The organism is Luteimonas viscosa (assembly GCF_008244685.1).
GTDB classification, from domain to species: Bacteria; Pseudomonadota; Gammaproteobacteria; order Xanthomonadales; family Xanthomonadaceae; genus Luteimonas; species Luteimonas viscosa.
In genome coordinates this window covers 101,550-118,904 of the sequence record NZ_VTFT01000002.1, presented here as the reverse complement: position 1 = coordinate 118,904, position 17,355 = coordinate 101,550, and the positions used below count along the sequence as shown (strand labels likewise).

The following is a 17,355-nucleotide window of genomic DNA, read 5'->3' as shown; positions in this document are numbered from 1 at the left end:
GCGGGCGGGCCGCGCCCACGCGGTCGGACGACCCGGTCAGGCCGCCAGCGCGTGGTTGCGCAGCAGCAGCAGGGTCGACAGCACGCCGACGAAGGCCTGGTTGTCGGCGAACCCGATCGCCCGCCCCGCGCGCGCCTTGGCGAACAGCCGCGTCGTCGCCTCGACGTCGAACATCCCGCTGGCGCGCAGGTTGTCGGCCGCGAACAGGTCGCCCACGTAGTCCAGCGGCTGGCCGGCTTCGAAGAAGCTGGCGCTGTCGGGCGCGCGGTAGGGCTGCTTGGTGCGCCTGGCGATGTCGGCCGGCAGCAGGTCGCCCAGCGCCAGGCGCAGGATGTGTTTCTCGGTCAGGCCGCGGATCTTCCACGAAGGCGGCAGGGTGTTCGCCCACTCGATCAGGGTGTGGTCGAGGTACGGGTAGCGACCCTCGATCGAGCCGGCCATGGCGACGCGGTCGCCCTGCGTGGCCAGCAGGTAGCCGGCCAGCAGGGTCTTGGCCTCGACGTACTGGTCGCGCGAGAGCGGCGCCCAGTCGAGTATGTTCGCCGGCAGCCGCGATTCGGCGAATGCCAGCGCGTCCCATTGCGCGGCCTGCGCGCGCAGTTCGGGCGCGAGGAAGGCGAACGCGCGCTGCGAGGTGGTCCAGCGCGGTACGTGCGCGAAGATCGCGCGGTCGAGGTGTTCCCGGCCCTGGCCGAAGAACGACGCGGCGAAGGCCGGGTTGGCGGCCGGCGAGTTCTCGAGGTAGCCGTACAGCCGCGACAGCAGCTTCGGCCGCATCTTGGAATCTGGCTGGCGCGCCCAGAAGCGCCGGACCTTGGCTTCCTTGAACAGGTCGTAGCCGCCGAACACCTCGTCGGCGCCCTCCCCGGTCAGCACCACGGTGTAGCCGTGTGCGCGTACCGAATCGGCCAGCAGCATCAGCGGCACCGCGGCGGTGCGCAGCACCGGGGTTTCGGCATGGGCGACCAGGCGCGGGAACGCGCGGCCGATCTCGCGCGGCGAGATGCGCAGGGTGGAATGGTCGGTGCCCAGGTGCCGGACCATCGCCTGCTGGTGTGCGCTCTCGTCGAACTCGGGCTGGTCGAACGCGACCGAGAAGGTGCGCACCGGGGTGTCGGTGAAGCCGCGGATCAGGGCGACGATGCCCGAGGAGTCGAGCCCGCCGCTGAGATAGGCGCCAACCGGCACGTCGGCACGCAACTGCAGGCGCACCGCGTCCACCAGCCGTTCGCGCAACTCGCCGGCGGCCTGTTCGATGCTGGCGAACCGGGTGGAGCGCGACTGCGCCGCGACCGGAAAGGTCCAGTCCCAGTAGCGCGTCAGCGTCTGCGTGCCGTCGTCCTCCACGGCCAGCACGTGTCCGGGCGGCAGGGTGTGCACGTCCTCCCAGGCGGTGTCGGGATCGAGCGGCGCCCAGTAGCTGAAGGCCTGCATCACGCCGGCCACCGACAGCCGCGCGCGCTCGGGCAGGGCCGCGAACAGCGCCTTGGTCTCCGAGGCGAACCACAACGTGCCACGCGCGCGGGTCCAGTACAGCGGGCGGATCCCGGCGCGATCGCGCGCCAGCACCAGCCGCCGGCGCGCGCCGTCCCACAGCGCGATCGCGAACTGCCCGTTGAGATGCTCGACGAAACGGTCGCCGTAGCGGTCGTAGAGGTGGACGATCACCTCGGTGTCGGAGCGGGTGTAGAACACGTGCCCCTGCGCCTCGAGCCGGGCGCGCAACTCGACGAAGTTGAAGATCTCGCCGTTGAAGACGGTCCAGACGCTGCGTGCGGGGTTGTGGATCGGCTGGTCGCCGGTGGCCAGGTCGATGATCGACAGCCGCGCGTGCGCCAGTCCGACGCCCGGTTCGACATGGAAGCCGTAGCCGTCCGGCCCGCGGTGCGCGAGGGTGTGGATCATCCGCTGCAGCACGTCGAGGCCGCCGCCGTCCGCGGACGGGTGGCCCAGGTATCCCGCCAGGCCGCACATGGTTCAGTTCCCCCTGCGCGCGCCGCACGCGCGATCCGGCCGATGGCTCATTGGTTGCGCCACCAGCACGCCAGCCAGGTTTCGCCGCCGTGGTGCAGCCAGTCCTTCTGCAGCCCCGCGATGCCCTCCAGGTGCGGCCCCACGCGCACCAGGGCGGGCACGAAGAAGGTGACCAGGCAGGCGCTGCCGAGGTGGCTCATGCGCGACAGCGTCGCCGGGATGTCCTTGATGTAGTACAGCACCTCGCAGGCCACCACCAGGTCGAATCGCGCGCGCTGGTCGCCCCAGGGCTGATGCTCGATGTCGGTGGCGGCGAACTGCGCCCCGGGCACGCGCTGGCGGGCGCGCTCGATCGCCGTGGGACTGACATCGATGCCGTAGACCTCTCCGGCAAGCTGTTGCAGGGCCAGCGTCTGGTGGCCCTCGCCACAGCCGACTTCCAGCAGGCTGCCCACCCGGCCGAAGGTGCGCGCCACCAGTGCGTTGGTGGCGGCGAAGCGCGCCTGTTCGAGACCCGACTCCATGTTCCAGGGGTCGCCCAGCCGGTAAGCCAGGTCCAGCCGCCCGTAGTCGTCGGCGCCACCCACGCCGCGCATGGCGTATTTCATCCATGTGCGGCGGACGGCCTTCCTCAGTTTCGCGTTGAAACGGTCCATGGCCTACCAGGTGCGTCCCGATGCCGCTGCCACCGGCGGGCAGCGGCGGGCATCGGCACGTGCCAGCACCGCGGCCTCCTCTCCGTCGGGACGCGAACGCGAGGCGCGCAGCGGCTGCAGCGGCGAACTGTACCAGTCGATCACCTGCGAGCATTCGAAGCGCACCCACGACGGGCCGTACACCCATTGCGTGCCGCCGAGCTCGCGGCTGACCGGTTCCCCGAGCATCGCGACGACGTCCGGCACCGGCATGCCCAGACGCAGCGCAATGGCCGCGGATGGCGCCGTTCCACGTTCGTTTCCGGCAATACCACCACTGGATCCGGGCGATGGGCCGTCGGTGCGCGAAAGCCACCACACCAGCAGCGCCGACAGCAGCAAGATGCCATACACGATCATCCGCGAGGGACGGCGCGCCTGCGGTGCTTCCGCCTCCTCCTCGACGTTCGCTACCGCTTGCGCGGAACGGCGCGATCCGCCCGGCACCTGCCGGCGCCGCGTGGCGGGCGCCGCTGCACCGGGCAGGCGGCCGTAATGACGGTGGAATTCCAGGGCCGCGGCGTACTGCAGGTTCAGGGCCTTGAGTTCGTCCTCGCCCGAATCTCCGGCGCGGTCCGGATGCAGGTCGGCGACGCGGCGCCGATAGGCCATCCGCAGCCCGTCCAGCGAGCAGTCCGGCTCGATGCCGAGTTCACTGTACAGGGCGATGAAGTCGGTCTGGTCGGACATCCGTCGGTTCAACAGGCGGTCGATTCGAGACAGCGTACGCGAAACCGGGCCCGCGCCGGCCAGCGGATGCGCGTGCATCGGGGTGCGATGACAACCCCCGTGGCGAACGCCTATGCTTGCAGGCAGGGGTCGCGCACTGCCGGTCGGGAAGCCATCGCACGCGCGATGTCCGGCGACATGTCCGCCGCCGTATTTGCCACCAGGGGGAACCAGACGCACCGTCCGGGGCGCGGACCATCGTCCGCGCACACGCGCGGTCGCCCGCCGATCCATGCCGCTTGATCCCGCCATCGTCGCAGCGTACGGGCCCCGACCGGCCGCCGTCAGCCGGCGCCAGCGCCTGGCCGAGCGTGCGTACGCCTGGCGCATGCTGCCGCTGCTGCGGACGGTGCGCGGGCTGTTCCGCCGCGACCTGCGGGTGCTCGCCTACCACCGTGTGCGCGAAGTCGCGCGGGAGTTCGCGTTCGATCGCGCCCTGGTCAGCGCCTCGCCGGCCGATTTCCGCGGCCAGATGCGGCACCTCCGCGAGTGCTACCACCCGGTTTCCTGCCGCGAGGTGGTGGCGGCGCTCGACGGCGGCCCGGCCCTGCCGCGCGATGCCGTACTGGTCACGTTCGACGACGGCTACGACGACAATTACGCCGTCGCCTTCCCGATCCTGCGCGAGCTCGGCGTGCCGGCGACCTTCTTCGTGGCCACCGGCCACATCGACAACGGCATGCCCTACGCGTACGACTGGGTGGCGCACCTCGTGGTGACCATGAACGACGGGCGCCTGTGCCTGCCCGACCTGGGGATCGACCTTCCCCTGCCGGCGGACCGCGATGCGCGGCACGCCCTCACCGGCGTCGTGCTCGACCGGCTCAAGTACCTCGACGACACCGGCCAGCAGGCCGTGATCGACGACCTGCAGGCACGCTGCGGTCGCCCGCGCACGGCTGCGGCGCACGCCGACTGCCGGCCGATGACCTGGGACCAGCTGCGCGAGATGCGCGACGGCGGAATGGAGATCGGTGGACACGGGGTGCATCACCGGATGCTGGCCAAACTGTCCGACGGGGCGCTGCAGGCGGAGATCTCCGAGTGCCAGGCACGCCTGACCGCCGAGCTCGGGGCGCCGGCCATCGCGCTGTCCTACCCGGTCGGCGGGCCGGACGCGTACGACGCGCGGGTGATCGAGGCCGTCCACGCGCAGGGGTTCCGGATCGGATTCAGCTACATCAACGGTGTCAGCGTGCCCGATGAAACGAATCGCTACCGCCTGCTGCGCGTCGCGGTGGAAGCGGACGTCGACGACGGCTGGTTCCAGGGGATCCTCGCCGCGCCGGAACTGTTCTCGCACGCCTCGAAACTGAGGGTGTATCCATCGTGATGTTGTTCCTGCTTGTCTGGCTGGCGCTCGTACTGATCCGCCCCCAGGAATACCCCGCCCTCGTCGACCTGGGCATCCCGATCCTGCCGATCGCGATGCTGGGCGCGCTTGGCGCCTGGGCGCTCGGCTCCGGACGGCGGCCGTTCCGGCAGCCGACCTACCTGCTGCTGGTCGTGTTCATCGTCATCGGCATGTTCACGATGGTCGTGAACGGCTGGGCCGGCGGCGCGATCTCGCGCTTCATGCATTTCCTGCCCGCACTGATCGCGCTGGTGCTGATCGCGCAGGCCGGCCACTCGCCGAAGAACATGCTGCGGATGATGTGGGTCATCGCGTTGTGCGCGCTGGTGCTGACCATCCACGGCATCGAGCAGGTCAAGCTCGGCCAGGGCTGGACCGGCATGCCGACGGTGCAGGACGGGCGCATCCAGTACGTGGGCATCTTCAGCGATCCCAACGACCTGGCGATGCTGTTCATCATCGCGATCCCGATGACCCTGCTGATGGGCGGGCGCGGCGGGGCGATGGGGTTGCGCCGCCTGTTCTGGTGGTCGGTGGCGGTCGCCCTGCTCTACGGCGTGTACCTCACCGATTCACGCGGCTCCTTCCTCGCGGTGATGGCCATGGCGGGCGTGTGGCTGTGGCTGCGGCGCGGGCTGCTGGTGGCCGGCACGCTCGGCGCGGCGGGCATGGCGGTGCTGATGGCCCTGCCCACGCGCATGCAGGAACTCGACGCCGGCGAGTCGTCCGCCTACGGCCGGATCGAGACCTGGTACGACGGCATCCAGATGTTCCTGGCCAACCCGGTGTTCGGGGTCGGCGTCGGCAACTTCACCGAGCACACCTTCCTCACCGCACACAACTCGTTCGTGCTCGTGCTCGCGGAGACCGGCATCGTCGGCTACACGGTCTGGCTGGCGATGGTCGGCTACTGCGTGCTCATGCCGGTGATGGTGCTGCGCCTGCCGGCGGAGATGGAGGATCCGGAACACCAGGTCGCGTGGGCGGAGGAGCGCCGCATGGCGATGACCCTGCTGATCTCGATGGTCGGCTTCTTCGCCTGCGCGTTCTTCCTCAGCCGCAGCTACGTGATCCTGCTCTACATCCTGCTCGGCCTGGTCACCGGCTGGTATGGCGGTGCCCAGGAGCGCTGGGCGGGCCTGCCGGCATTCAGCGTGCAGCGCGACTGGTTCAAGTGGTGCGTGGCGTCGCTGGGCAGCGCGATCGCGCTGTGGCTGGTGGTCAAGGTGCTGTTCGTGATGGCGGCATCATGAGCACGCGCGGCACGGTCATCCGCAACACCCTGTTCTCGTCGGTCGGCATCTACACCGAGTACCTCCTCGGGATGCTGACGTCGATCATCATCGCCCGGCACCTGGGTCCGGCGGACTTCGGCGCGTACAGCCTCGTGATCTGGCTGGTGGCGACCGGCGTGGTGATCACCAATGCCGGCGTCGCCAGCGCGGTCATCAAGTTCGTGGCCGAACTGCGCGGCTCGGGCCGCGAGGCACAGATCCGTTCGCTGCTGGGATGGGCGTGGCGCGTGCAGGCGGGCTTCCTCGCGGTCGTGCTGCTGGGCGGCACCGCGCTGTTCCTGCTCCAGGGGCAGCGACTCATGCCCGGGTTCAACCACGGCCTGCTGCTGGTGATCCTGCTGGTGACGACCACGCTGCGCGCGTCGTACATGCTCAACATCGGTATCGCGAAGGGGTACGAGAACTTCCGCGCCACCGCGGCCATCGCCATCATCGTCGCGCCGCTCAACCTGCTGCTGATCCTCGTGGTGTGGTGGTTCGACGGCCCGATGGAGTGGTTCCTGGGCAGTTTCACCGTCTCGAGTTTCGTGTTCTGGTGGATCTCGCGCCGCCAGATCGCGCCGCTGCTGCCACCGCGGGCCATGCGCGAGCCGCTCGACGAGGACACGCGCAGGCGCCTGCGCAGCTACACCGCGCTGGTCGCGGTGACGGTGGCGGTCAGCTTCGTCACCGCGAGCGAGGTCGAGGTGCTGTTCCTGACCCTGTTCGACTCCTCCGCCTCGGCCGGCCAGTTCAAGGTCGCCTTCCAGCTCGCGAGCGGTGCGCTGCTGCTGGTGCCCGGCGTGTTCGGCGCGCTGCTGTTGCCGATGATGGCGAACGCACTGGCCCAGGGCCGGGAGGTGGCGAACCGGCGGCTGGCGATGTCCACCACCTACCTGGCCGGCCTGGCGGCGCCGCTGGTGGCGTTCGGCATGGTCTTCGCCCAGGAGATCATCGGCCTGCTCTACGGCGCCGCGTTCTCCCCCGCCGCACTGGTGTTCGCGTGCTGCCTCGCCGCCGGATCGATCCCCATGCTGTCGCAGGCGGCATCGGGCTACCTGCTCGGATCCGACCGGCAGCGCGCATTGATGTTCGCGGTGCTGGCCTGTTCGCTGGTCAAGGTGGGGCTGGACGTCGCGCTGATCCGCATCTACGGGCTGGGCGGCGCGGTCGTTGCGTACGCCGCCACCAGCGTGCTGACGGGATCGCTCGTGATCGGCCTGGCGCTGCACTACAGCGGGGCGCGCATGGAGTGGTCCCGCATCGCGCGGGTGCTGCTGTCCGCGACCCTCGCGGCGGCTGCCGCATGGCTGGTCCGCGGCCATCTTCCGCCGGTGCCGACGCTGGCGATCGGCGGGATGCTGCTCGCGACCCTCTACGCCGCCGGGACCGTGCTGCTGGGTTTCTGGAGCGCGGCCGACCTGCAGCATTTCCAGCAGTTGCATGCGCGCCTGGGCAAGGGGCGTCCCGCGTTCTTGGCCCGGATCCTCGTCTGGGCGGTGCGCCGTGCGGAAGCCGCCCCATGAGCCTGTACGAACACGCCTTCCGGCGCGCCCTGTACCCGGCGTACGAATCGCTGCGGGGGCGCCGCATGCTGCGCCACCTGGCCGAGTACGACGCCAACCAGTGGCGGTCGCCGGAGGAGCTCTCGCAGATCCAGTGGCGCAAGCTGCAGGCGCTGGTGGCGCACTGCTGGCGCGAGGTGCCGTTCTACCGCGCGCGCTGGGAAGCGGAGGGATTCGAACCCGGCGACCTGAAGTCGATGCAGGATTACGCACGCCTGCCGGTGCTGACCAAGGCCGACATCCGCGCGCATTCCGGGGATCTCAAGGCGCGCTCGCTGCGCGAGGGCCTGCTGTACAAGGCCACCGGCGGGTCCACCGGCGAACCGCTGCGTTTCGGCTACACCCGCGAAAGCAACGAGCGCCGCTCCGCGGTGATGTGGCGCGGCTACGGCTGGACCGGCGCCAGGATGGGACGGCGCACGCTGTTCCTGTGGGGCGGCGCGGTCGGCGAACCGGGACGCGCGGCGCAGATGAAGGAGCGGCTGTACCACGCCGCATTCCATCGTCGCATGCTCAACAGTTTCCTGATGCGCGACGACAACATGGCCGCCTACGCCGACGCCATCGCGGCATACCGGCCGGAAGTGATCGTGTCCTATGTCGACCCTCTTGTCCGTCTATCGAGGTGGCTGCTCGAACAGGGCCGCAGCATCCCCGGGGTGGTGTCCGTTCTGGGCGCCGCCGAGGCGCTGCATGATTTCCAGCGCCCGATCATCGAAGCCGCGTTTCCGGGCGCCAGGGCCTACAACACCTACGGCTGCCGCGAATTCATGCTGATCGCCTGCGAAGCGGAGGATCGCGACGGGCTGCTGATCAACGCCGACCACCTGGTGGTGGAACTGGCGGAGGCATCGCAAGCCGGCGACGGCAACGAGACCGGGGAACTCGCCATTACCGACCTGCACAACTGGGGCATGCCCTTCATCCGTTACGTCAACGGCGACGTCGCCAGCCGCAAGGCCCCGTGGCACAGCGTCGGGCGGCGCGGGCTGCCGCGCCTGAGCCGCATCGAGGGACGCCGCCTCGACGCCATCCGCACGCCCGATGGCCGCGTGCTGCCCGGCGAGTTCTTCCCGCACATGCTCAAGGACGTGGCCGGCGTGCGCCGCTTCCAGGTGGTGCAGGAGAGCCTCGAACGCTTCACCCTGAAGGTGGTGCCGGGACCGGAGTTCGGCGCGCAGCAGGAAGCCTATGTGCGGCGCGAAATCTCGAAGGTGCTGGGCGACGACGCCAGCCTCGACCTGCAGCGGGTCGACGACATCCCGCTCACCGCGAGCGGCAAGCTGCGCGTGACCGTGTCGAGGCTGCCGTGAGGATCAGCCACGTGGTGGAGAACCTCAATCGCGGGGGTCTGGAGCGCGTGGTCATCGACCTGGCCCGGGCGCAGGCGGCCGCGGGTCACGACTGCCAGGTCGTCTGCCTGTTCGAGGCAGGGTCGCTGGCGCCGGAACTCCTGTCCCACGGGATCCGCGTGATCGCCTGCGGCAAGCGAGACGGCGCCGACCTGCGCGCGATCCTGCGCCTGCGCCGCGCGCTCACCTCGCAACGCACCGAGGTGCTGCACAGCCACAACGGCACACCTCACTACTACGCGAGGGTGGCCGCGCTCGGGCTCGGCCTGCGCCGGGTGGTGAACACGCGGCACGGCATGGGCGACTCGAGCCCGGCCAGCCGGCGCGAGTGGCTGTTCCGGCAGTCGATGCGCTGGACGGATGCCGCCGTTGCCGTCTCCGCCGCGGCCGGACGACGTCTGACCGATACCGGCCTGGTCCCCGCGCACAAACTGCACGTGCTGCCCAATGGCATCCATGCCGGCGACTTCCGCCAGCGCGACCCGCAGTTGCGCGCGCAGCTGGCCGCCAGTCTCGGGCTCGCGCCGGACACGCAACTGGTGGGCTTCGTCGGGCGGCTGAACTGGGCCAAGGACCTGGGCACCATGGTCGATGCCTTCGCCCGCGTGCACGCGCAGCGCAAGGACGTGGCGCTGGTGCTGGCCGGCGAAGGCAGCGAGCGCGGGGCGGTGGAAGCCGCGATCGCGCAGGCGGGCATCGGCGACAGGGTGTTCCTGCTCGGCGACCGCAACGACATCCCGCAGTTGCTGCCGGCGTTCTCGATGTTCGCGATGTCGTCGATCTCGGAGGGCTATTCGATCGCGCTGCTGGAAGCCTGCGCCTGCGCGCTGCCGATCGTGGCCACCCGGGTCGGCGGCAATGCCGAGATCGTCGCCGACGGCGTCAACGGCCTCGTCGTGCCGCCGCGCGACCCGGAAGCCCTCGCCGCCGCGATGGTCAGCCTGCTCGACGATCCGCAGCGCGCGGCCGACATGGGCCACGCCGGCCGCGCATGGCTGCTGGCGAACTCGACCTTCGAGGTCATGGCCTCGCGCTACCTCGACGTGTACGCGCACGGACGGACATGAGGATCCTCGCGCTCACCAACCTGTTCCCGACCGCCTGGGATCCGCTTCGCGCCAGCTTCAACCGGCAGCAGTTCGACAGGCTGGCGGAGTTCCACGAACTGGACGTGATGGTCGCGGTCGACTTCCGCGACCGCCTCCGCGGTCCGCGCGGCGAGGCGCCGGCGCTCCGGCACGCGCGCGCGTCGGACTTCACGTTCTGGTATCCGCCGCGCATCGGCCGCGGACTGCACGGGTTGGCGTGGTACGCCTCGCTGGTGTCGCAACGGCGGTCGATGCTGCGCGACGGCCGCTACGACCTGCTGCTGGCCAGCTGGGCGTACCCGGACGCAGTCGGCACCGCGCGGCTGGCCAGGCGCCTGGGCCTTCCCTACGTGGTCAAGGTCCACGGCAGCGACCTCAACGTCCAGGCCGACCAGCCGTCGCACCGCCCGCAGATCGCCGCGGCGCTGCGCGGCGCCCGCGCCGTGGTCGCGGTCAGCGACGCGCTTGCCGGCAAGGCGCGCGCGCTGGGCGTCGAGCCGGGACGCGTGCACCTGCTCTACAACGGCGTGGACGGCGAGCGGTTCCGGCCCGGCGACCGCACAGCCGCGCGGCAGGCGCTGGCCCTGTCGCCGGATGCACCGCTGGTGCTGTACGTGGGCAACCTGAAGCAAAGCAAGGGCTGCCTCGATCTGCTCGAGGCCTTCCCGGCCGTGCTCGCGCGCCAGCCGGACGCATGCCTGGCCTTCGTCGGCGCAGGCGCGGCGGCAGCGACCCTGTCGCGTCGTGCGCAGCAACTCGGGATCGCCGACCGGGTAATGCTCGCCGGCGCACGACCGCATGAACAACTGGCCCTGTGGATGCAGGCCGCGAACCTGCTCAGCCTGCCCAGCCATAACGAGGGCGTGCCCAACGTCGTGCTCGAGGCGATGGCCTGCGGCCTGCCGGTGGTCGCGACCGCGGTCGGCGGCATCCCCGAGGTCCTGCCCGGACAAGCCGGCATCCTGGTGCCGGCGCACGATCGCGCGGCGCTCGGGCAGGCGCTCGGCGAGGCGCTCGGACGCGACTGGTCGCGCGAGGCGATCCTCGAACACGCCGCAGGTTTCCGCTGGGACGATAATGTGCGCCGCCTCGATCGCATCCTGGTCGACGCCGCCCGGCCAACGAACGCATGAATCGAACCATCCAGCCCCGTTCCCGCAAGACCCGCGCGCTCGGCCTGCTGCCGTCGCGCCTGGTGACCACGCGCGTGCGCGCGAAGCGCAAGACCCTGTTCCTGACCTTCGACGACGGCCCGCACCCCGAGTTCACGCCGCCCGTGCTCGACCTGCTGCGCACGCACGGCGCGACGGCCACCTTCTTCCTGATCGGTGAGCGCATCGACCGGTATCCGGAGCTGGTGCGCCGGATCGTCGCCGACGGCCACGCGCTCGGCAACCACTCGTGGAGCCATCCGCGGATGCGCGACCTGCCGCTGCCGCAGCAGCTCGTCGAGATCGAGCGCACCGACGAAGCCCTGTCGCGCTACGACGGCAACCGCACCCATCCGTTCCGCCCGCCTTGCGGTGTGCTGCCAGCGAACCTGCTGCTGCATTTCGCGCGCATCGGCCGCACCGTCGCCTTCTGGTCCTACGACAGCCACGACTACCAGCAGTTGCCCGCGCCGACGCTGTTCGCGCAGATGCGGGCCGATCCGCCGCGCGACGGCGACACGGTGCTGATGCACGACGACACCGGGGCGACAGTGCAACTGCTGGCGGAACTGCTTCCGCAGTGGCGCGACGAGGGCTTCGAGCTTCGTGCCATGCCGGCAGGGCGCGGATGAAGGTCCTCTACCACCATCGCACCCAGGGCCGGCGGGTCGAAGGGGTCCACATCCGCGGCGTGGCCAACGCATTGCGCGAACTCGGCTGCGAGGTCCGCGTGATCTCGTTCCCCGGCGCGGATCCCGAAGCCGAGCCTGCGATGGCATCCGGTCCGGCAACGACGACGGAATCGACCGCGCCCGCGGCACCAGCGGGCGACGAAAAGGGCCGGCTGGCGACCCTCGTCAGCCGCCTGCCGGGCGTGCTGTTCGAGTTCGCCGAGATCGGCTACAACCTCGTCACCTGGTGGCGGATCCGCGCGGAGATCGCGCGCAACCGTCCCGACTTCATCTACGAACGCTACTCGCTGTTCCTGTTCATGACGGTCTGGCTGGCGCGCCGCCGCGGCATTCCGATCATCCTCGAGATCAACGACTCGGCGGTGGTACAGCGCCTGCGGCCGCTGTGGCTGAAGCCGCTGGCACGCCGGATCGAGGCCTGGTGCCTGACCCAGGCGACCGGCATCGTGTTCATCTCCACCTATTTCCGCGAGCTGCTGGCGAGCCACTACGGCCAGTTGCCGCCGTCGGTGGTATCGCCCAACGCGGTCGATGCCCGCTTCGATCCGCAGCGCTACGACCGCGACGCGCTGCGCCGGCGGCATGGGCTGGAGGGACGCGTGGTCTGCGGGCACATGGGCGTGTTCGCCCGCTGGCACGGCGTGCCCGGCTTCGTCGAGACGATCATCGACCGGCTGCAGGAGGCGCCCGCGCTGACCCTGCTGGTGGTCGGCGACGGCGCCGACCTGCCGGCGGTGCGGCGCGAAGTCCAGGCCCGCGGGCTCGAGGACCGCATCCGCCTGCCCGGGCGCGTGCCCCACCACCAGATCCCCGAGTGGGTGGCCTGCATGGACTATGCGTTCCTGCCCGACTCCAACGAGTACGGTTCGCCGATGAAGCTGTTCGAGCTGATGGCCATGGGCGTGGCGGTGGTCGCCCCCGACTACGAGCCCGTGGCCGAGGTGATCGAATCGGGCGCCACCGGCTGGCTGTTCCCGCGCAAGGACCTGGAAGCCTGCGTCGACCAGGTGATCGCTTTGTGCGATCGCGCGGAGGAGCGCCAGCGCGTCGGTGCCGCCGCGCGCGCCTACATCGAACGCGAACGGCGCTGGCGCAACAACGCCGAACAGCTGCTGTCGCTGCTGCCACGGGAGAGTCGGGCATGAACACCTCCGCCCTCTGGTGGCTCGTCGCCATCCTCGCCGCGATCGCCGCCGCCATCGCGCTGGTCGTGGCGCGCTTCATCCGCGCACGCAACATGCAGCTCTGGCTGCCGGACTACGTGCGTCGCAGGCCGCGCCCACAGCACGCTGGCCCGACCCATGTGATGTTCTGCTTCGTCGACCACTACGAACCGATGCACGGCCGCCCCGACCTCGAGGTGCAGCGCGCCCGCGTCGACCGCTGGTGCCGCGAGTACCGCGCGCTCGCCGACCGCCACCGCGACGCCGACGGCCGCCGGCCGCAGCACGGCTTCTTCTATCCCGAGGAGGAATACCTCAAGGAGCACCTGGCCAAGCTCGAAGCGCTGTGCCGCGATGGCTACGGCGAGCTGGAGGTGCACCTGCACCACGACAACGACACCGAAGCCAACTTCCGCGAATCGATCACCCGCTTCAAGCAACTGCTGCACGAACGGCACGGCGCCCTGCCCCGGCATCCCGACACCGGCGAGATCATGTTCGGCTTCATCCACGGCAACTGGTGCCTGGACAATTCGCGCCCCGACCGACGCTGGTGCGGGCTGGACAACGAACTGATCCTGCTGCGCGAACTCGGCTGCTACGCCGACTTCACCATGCCGTCGGCCCCGAGCGACACCCAGACCAGCACGATCAACTCGATCTACTACGCCACCGACGATCCCCTCCGCCCGAAATCGCACGATCGCGGCGTCCGGGTCCGTGCCGGCGGCACGCCGAGCGGCGACCTGCTGCTGGTGCAGGGCCCCGTCGGGCTGAACTGGCGCGACCGCCGGCACGGCTTCGTGCCGCGGGTGGAGAACGCCGACATCCGCGCCAACTACCCGCCGACGCCCGCACGGGTCGACGGCTGGGTGGAAACCGGCATCCACGTCGAAGGCCGGCCGGAGTGGATCTTCATCAAGATCCACACCCACGGCGCGCCGGAGAAGGAAGCCGAGGTCGTGCTCGGCCCGGCGGTGGACGCGATGTTCAGCCACCTCGAGCAGCACTACAACGACGGCGAGCGCCACGTGCTGCACTACGTCAACGCGCGCGAGGTCTTCAACATCGTCAAGGCGGCGGAGGCCGGCCACGGCGGCGACCCGAACCACTACCGCGACTTCATCCTGCCGCCGCCGCCCAACCGCAGCGCGCCGGGTACCGCGCGCGCGGCGTCGTGAGCAGCGGGTACGCCGGCACCGGGCATCCACCACCGCGGGCAGGAGGCGCGCCCTTGAAGATCGCCAGCCTGATGTACCACGACGTGGTCGCGCCCGGCGCCGACGACGAGAGCGGGTTCCCTGGACCCTCCGCCGCCTCCTACAAGCTCCACTGGCGCGAGTACGAAGCCCAGCTCGCGCGCCTGGCCGCCACCGGACTGCGGTTCCCGCGCGTGGATGCCCCGGACGCGTTCGCGCCCGGAGGCTGCCTGCTGACCTTCGACGACGGCGGCGCCAGCACCCTGCCGGCGGCACGCAGCCTCGACGCGCACGGCATGGTCGGGCATTTCCTCATCACCGGCGCCCGGATCGGCACCCCGGGTTTCGTCACCGAATCCGACCTGCGCGCGCTCGCCGCCGCCGGGCACGTCGTCGGCAGCCATTCCCACACCCATCCGGCCGACATCTCGCGCCTGCCCGCGGCGGCGATCAGGACGGAATGGCGCGACAGCGTCGAACGCCTGGCCGACGCGCTCGGCGCACCGGTCGACGTGGCCTCGATTCCCGGCGGCTTCTACTCGCACGAGGTCGCCGCGGCCGCCATCGCCTGCGGAATCCGTTATCTGTTCACGTCGGAACCCACCACGAACGTGGTCGTCCGGGGCCAGGCGCTGCTGATCGGCCGCTACGCGCTGCAGCGCGGCATGGATGCGGAGACGGTCGTGGCCTTCGCCCGGGGCACCGGCACCGCACGGCAGCGGCAATGGCTGCTGTGGAACGTCAAGAAGCCGGCCAAGCGCTGGGCCGGCCCGGCGTACCGGTGGCTGAGGCGGCGCAGCTTCGGCGGAACCTAGCGCGAACCGGAGACAGGAAACAGGCGATGGACCAGGCAGTCACCATCATCATCACCCCACGCGACCGCTATACCGGGCTCGGCGAGTGCGTCGATGCGGTGTACCGGCATACGCCGCAGCCGTTCCGGCTCTGGATCATGGACCTCGACTACCCGGCATCGGTCATCGAACCCGTGCGCAGGCAGTTGCAGGGCCGCCCGGAAGTCCGCTTCTTCGATCTCGGCCTGCGTACGCCGATGGACGCGCTGCGCGAGGCGCAGCCGCTGGTCGACACCGCAGCCGTGGTCCTGCTCGACAACGACTCGCGCGTGACCGAAGGCTGGCTGCCGCCGCTGCTCGAAGCCATGGCGGACGGCCACGCGGTGGTCACGCCGCTGATCCTGGAACGCGAGGGCGTGGACCGCGGCGCGCCGCTGCGCAACCACCTCTACAGCGGCGAGCTGCGCGTGGTCGACGTCGACGGCGCGCCATACCTGATCGAGCACAAGCATTTCCGTCGTACCGAAGTGCCCGACCTTCCCAAGGAGCGCGCCGCGACCGGAACCTTCGAGCTGCACTGCGTGCTGTTCGACGGCGACGTGTTCAGGCGCATCGAACTGCCGTCGATGGTGATCCGCGAGCACCTGGACATCTCGCTGCAGGTCGCGGCGATGGGCCGGACCATGGTGGTCGAGCCGAAGTCGGTGATCCATTTCGACAACCTCGGCACGCGCATGGCGCTGCCTGACATGCGGTTCTTCTTCTACCGCTGGGGGCCGAAGCTCACCCGCCCGTCCTCGCGCCTGTTCCAGCGCCGCTGGGGCTACAACTTCTATTCCGAGCAGTCGATGTACAACTGGGTGGTGCGCCGCAAGGCGTTCCTGGTGTCGCGCTGGCTGGGCGCGCCGATCGGAATCGCCAACCGCGCCACCCAGGTCGCGAAGAAGCTGTTCTGCAGGGACTGGGATCCACTGCCGGATCCGGTTGCGGCCTCGCGTCCCCTGCTCGCCGCCGGAGTCCCGCAGCAACGCAGCCACGAACTCGGTTGAGCCGCACCGCCCAGGCCGCGCCATGGGCGCGGCTCACCAGAGATGCAGTCTGCGGTTCCCGACCCAGGCGAAAAGCGCCTGCGCGGCATACAGGTTCATGTGCGCGAACGCGCCGGCGAGCCTGACCGGCAACAGCCGACCCATCGGCGGCACCAGCCGGGCCATCAGCAGCAATACCACGAACGCCCCCAGGGCGATGCTGGCGAGCATGTAGATGGCGTGCGACCGGGCCAGTGCCACGCTGGCCACCGCGAACGCCAGCAACAGCCACGGCGACAGCAGCCGTAGCAGCTTGTGGCTGACGAAGCGCAGCCACGCAGGGTTTACGCCGGGCACGAGCAGCCACGGCGCCAGCGCCACCAGCTGGAAGTTGCCGGCGAGCGTGCGCAGCTTGCGGCTGCGCTCCTGGGTGCTGCTGTGCGATGGGCGGTCCCATGCCACGGCGCCTTCTTCCAGCACCACGCGATGGCCGGCGCGCAGGACGTGCATCGGCACGTAGACATCGTCCAGCACCGTGCCCGCCGGCAGCGTCGGGAACAGCGCCCGCCGCACCGCATAGAGCGCACCGCTCACGCCGATCGCCGAGCCGCTCGCGCTTTCGGCCAGACGGATCGCCTTCTCGTATCTCCAGTACGCGTCGACGCTGGCCGCGAACCCGGTCTCCGGATCTTCGAAGCGCAACTCTCCGGCGGCGACGCCCACCGCCGGATCGTCGAGGCAGGCCGCCAGCCGCCGCAGCGCGTCCGGTTCCAGGCGCTGCCGCACGTCCACCATCAGCAGCAGCTCGCCGGTCGCCACGGCGACCGCGTCGTTGAGGCACGCCGCCTTGCCGCGCCGCTCGCCGAACTCCAGAACCGTCACCGGGCTTGCCGTGTGGCCGCGGGCGATCGCTGCCGAGGCATCGCTGCAGCCGTCGCAGGCCACGATGATGTCCACGCGTCCGGACGGGTAGTCGAGTGCCGACAGGTTGTCGAGTTTGGCAGCCAGGTCGGCGGCGCCGTTGTGCACCGTCATCACCACGGTCACCGGCGGACGCGAATCCCCGCGCCGGATCGGCCGCGGCCTGATCCGGGACACGGCGATCACCAGCGGCGGATAGCCCACATAGGTGTAGGCAAGCAGCAGCGCGGAGGTCCAGAACACGGCGATGGCGAGCATAGGGTCCGGACAACATCCGTTGTGGCTGGAAACGTGGCCGCCTCCATCGAAGGCGTGCAACCCGCGCGGGTCGACTGGCGGGCGACCGCCGTGTGCAGGTTCGAAGCTGCTTCGTCCC

15 protein-coding genes are annotated in these 17,355 nt (G+C 70.3%); 11 read left to right on the top strand and 4 right to left on the bottom strand.

What is annotated here, in order from left to right; genetic code table 11:
- Positions 1-36 precede the first annotated feature (36 nt).
- Genes asnB through FZO89_RS15235 form a run of 3 tightly spaced genes read right to left on the bottom strand, consistent with a single transcriptional unit; the run spans position 37 to position 3,359 of the window.
- A complete protein-coding gene (gene asnB, locus FZO89_RS15245) occupies positions 37-1,974 on the bottom strand; it encodes an asparagine synthase (glutamine-hydrolyzing) (RefSeq protein WP_149104295.1) in 1,938 nt (645 codons plus the stop codon).
- Positions 1,975-2,021: 47 nt separating this feature from the next.
- Positions 2,022-2,582, bottom strand: coding sequence for a class I SAM-dependent methyltransferase (locus FZO89_RS15240; RefSeq protein WP_187471213.1), 561 nt, complete (start codon positions 2,580-2,582; stop codon positions 2,022-2,024).
- Positions 2,583-2,633: 51 nt separating this feature from the next.
- The gene (locus FZO89_RS15235) at positions 2,634-3,359 is read right to left on the bottom strand and encodes a J domain-containing protein (protein ID WP_149104293.1); all 726 of its coding nucleotides are present in this window, start codon (positions 3,357-3,359) and stop codon (positions 2,634-2,636) included.
- 271 nt (positions 3,360-3,630) lie between these two features.
- Between FZO89_RS15235 and FZO89_RS15230 the strand changes: the two genes are divergently transcribed.
- Genes FZO89_RS15230 through FZO89_RS15180 form a run of 11 tightly spaced genes read left to right on the top strand, consistent with a single transcriptional unit; the run spans position 3,631 to position 16,079 of the window.
- On the top strand, positions 3,631-4,731 hold the full coding sequence (locus FZO89_RS15230; RefSeq protein WP_262378735.1) for a polysaccharide deacetylase family protein: 1,101 nt from the start codon (positions 3,631-3,633) through the stop codon (positions 4,729-4,731).
- Positions 4,731-6,005, top strand: a complete 1,275-nt coding sequence (locus FZO89_RS15225) for an O-antigen ligase family protein (protein ID WP_262378734.1) — start codon at positions 4,731-4,733, stop codon at positions 6,003-6,005. The genes FZO89_RS15230 and FZO89_RS15225 overlap by 1 nt, the downstream gene beginning before the upstream one ends.
- The gene (locus FZO89_RS15220) at positions 6,002-7,552 is read left to right on the top strand and encodes an oligosaccharide flippase family protein (RefSeq protein WP_149104291.1); all 1,551 of its coding nucleotides are present in this window, start codon (positions 6,002-6,004) and stop codon (positions 7,550-7,552) included. The genes FZO89_RS15225 and FZO89_RS15220 overlap by 4 nt, the downstream gene beginning before the upstream one ends.
- Positions 7,549-8,904, top strand: a complete 1,356-nt coding sequence (locus tag FZO89_RS15215) for a phenylacetate--CoA ligase family protein (protein ID WP_149104290.1) — start codon at positions 7,549-7,551, stop codon at positions 8,902-8,904. The genes FZO89_RS15220 and FZO89_RS15215 overlap by 4 nt, the downstream gene beginning before the upstream one ends.
- The gene (locus FZO89_RS15210; protein WP_149104289.1) at positions 8,901-10,010 is read left to right on the top strand and encodes a glycosyltransferase; all 1,110 of its coding nucleotides are present in this window, start codon (positions 8,901-8,903) and stop codon (positions 10,008-10,010) included. The genes FZO89_RS15215 and FZO89_RS15210 overlap by 4 nt, the downstream gene beginning before the upstream one ends.
- Positions 10,007-11,164 carry a glycosyltransferase family 4 protein gene (locus FZO89_RS15205; RefSeq protein WP_149104288.1) on the top strand — a complete coding sequence of 386 codons (1,158 nt, stop codon included), beginning with the start codon at positions 10,007-10,009 and terminating at the stop codon, positions 11,162-11,164. Before FZO89_RS15210 ends, FZO89_RS15205 begins: the two co-directional genes overlap by 4 nt.
- Positions 11,161-11,814 carry a polysaccharide deacetylase family protein gene (locus FZO89_RS15200; RefSeq protein WP_222928160.1) on the top strand — a complete coding sequence of 218 codons (654 nt, stop codon included), beginning with the start codon at positions 11,161-11,163 and terminating at the stop codon, positions 11,812-11,814. The genes FZO89_RS15205 and FZO89_RS15200 overlap by 4 nt, the downstream gene beginning before the upstream one ends.
- Positions 11,811-13,019, top strand: a complete 1,209-nt coding sequence (locus FZO89_RS15195) for a glycosyltransferase family 4 protein (RefSeq protein WP_149104287.1) — start codon at positions 11,811-11,813, stop codon at positions 13,017-13,019. Before FZO89_RS15200 ends, FZO89_RS15195 begins: the two co-directional genes overlap by 4 nt.
- Positions 13,016-14,218, top strand: coding sequence for a hypothetical protein (locus tag FZO89_RS15190; protein ID WP_262378733.1), 1,203 nt, complete (start codon positions 13,016-13,018; stop codon positions 14,216-14,218). The genes FZO89_RS15195 and FZO89_RS15190 overlap by 4 nt, the downstream gene beginning before the upstream one ends.
- Positions 14,219-14,271: 53 nt before the next feature.
- Positions 14,272-15,051, top strand: coding sequence for a polysaccharide deacetylase family protein (locus FZO89_RS15185; RefSeq protein WP_149104286.1), 780 nt, complete (start codon positions 14,272-14,274; stop codon positions 15,049-15,051).
- Positions 15,052-15,077: 26 nt separating this feature from the next.
- Positions 15,078-16,079, top strand: a complete 1,002-nt coding sequence (locus FZO89_RS15180; protein WP_187471212.1) for a glycosyltransferase family 2 protein — start codon at positions 15,078-15,080, stop codon at positions 16,077-16,079.
- Positions 16,080-16,112: 33 nt separating this feature from the next.
- On the opposite strand, the gene FZO89_RS15175 is transcribed toward FZO89_RS15180, so the two are convergent.
- Positions 16,113-17,237, bottom strand: a complete 1,125-nt coding sequence (locus FZO89_RS15175) for a glycosyltransferase family 2 protein (RefSeq protein WP_149104284.1) — start codon at positions 17,235-17,237, stop codon at positions 16,113-16,115.
- Positions 17,238-17,355: the final 118 nt, after the last annotated feature.

Excerpts from the sequence above, each read along its gene's own strand:
- asnB (WP_149104295.1), bottom strand. The coding sequence starts at position 1,974 with ATGTGCGGCCTGGCGGGATACCTGGGCCACCCGTCCGCGGACGGCGGC.
- FZO89_RS15240 (WP_187471213.1), bottom strand. The coding sequence starts at position 2,582 with ATGAAATACGCCATGCGCGGCGTGGGTGGCGCCGACGACTACGGGCGG.
- FZO89_RS15235 (WP_149104293.1), bottom strand. The coding sequence starts at position 3,359 with ATGTCCGACCAGACCGACTTCATCGCCCTGTACAGTGAACTCGGCATC.
- FZO89_RS15230 (WP_262378735.1), top strand. The coding sequence starts at position 3,631 with ATGCCGCTTGATCCCGCCATCGTCGCAGCGTACGGGCCCCGACCGGCC.
- FZO89_RS15225 (WP_262378734.1), top strand. The coding sequence starts at position 4,731 with ATGTTGTTCCTGCTTGTCTGGCTGGCGCTCGTACTGATCCGCCCCCAG.
- FZO89_RS15220 (WP_149104291.1), top strand. The coding sequence starts at position 6,002 with ATGAGCACGCGCGGCACGGTCATCCGCAACACCCTGTTCTCGTCGGTC.
- FZO89_RS15215 (WP_149104290.1), top strand. The coding sequence starts at position 7,549 with ATGAGCCTGTACGAACACGCCTTCCGGCGCGCCCTGTACCCGGCGTAC.
- FZO89_RS15205 (WP_149104288.1), top strand. The coding sequence starts at position 10,007 with ATGAGGATCCTCGCGCTCACCAACCTGTTCCCGACCGCCTGGGATCCG.
- FZO89_RS15200 (WP_222928160.1), top strand. The coding sequence starts at position 11,161 with ATGAATCGAACCATCCAGCCCCGTTCCCGCAAGACCCGCGCGCTCGGC.
- FZO89_RS15195 (WP_149104287.1), top strand. The coding sequence starts at position 11,811 with ATGAAGGTCCTCTACCACCATCGCACCCAGGGCCGGCGGGTCGAAGGG.
- FZO89_RS15190 (WP_262378733.1), top strand. The coding sequence starts at position 13,016 with ATGAACACCTCCGCCCTCTGGTGGCTCGTCGCCATCCTCGCCGCGATC.
- FZO89_RS15180 (WP_187471212.1), top strand. The coding sequence starts at position 15,078 with ATGGACCAGGCAGTCACCATCATCATCACCCCACGCGACCGCTATACC.
- FZO89_RS15175 (WP_149104284.1), bottom strand. The coding sequence starts at position 17,237 with ATGCTCGCCATCGCCGTGTTCTGGACCTCCGCGCTGCTGCTTGCCTAC.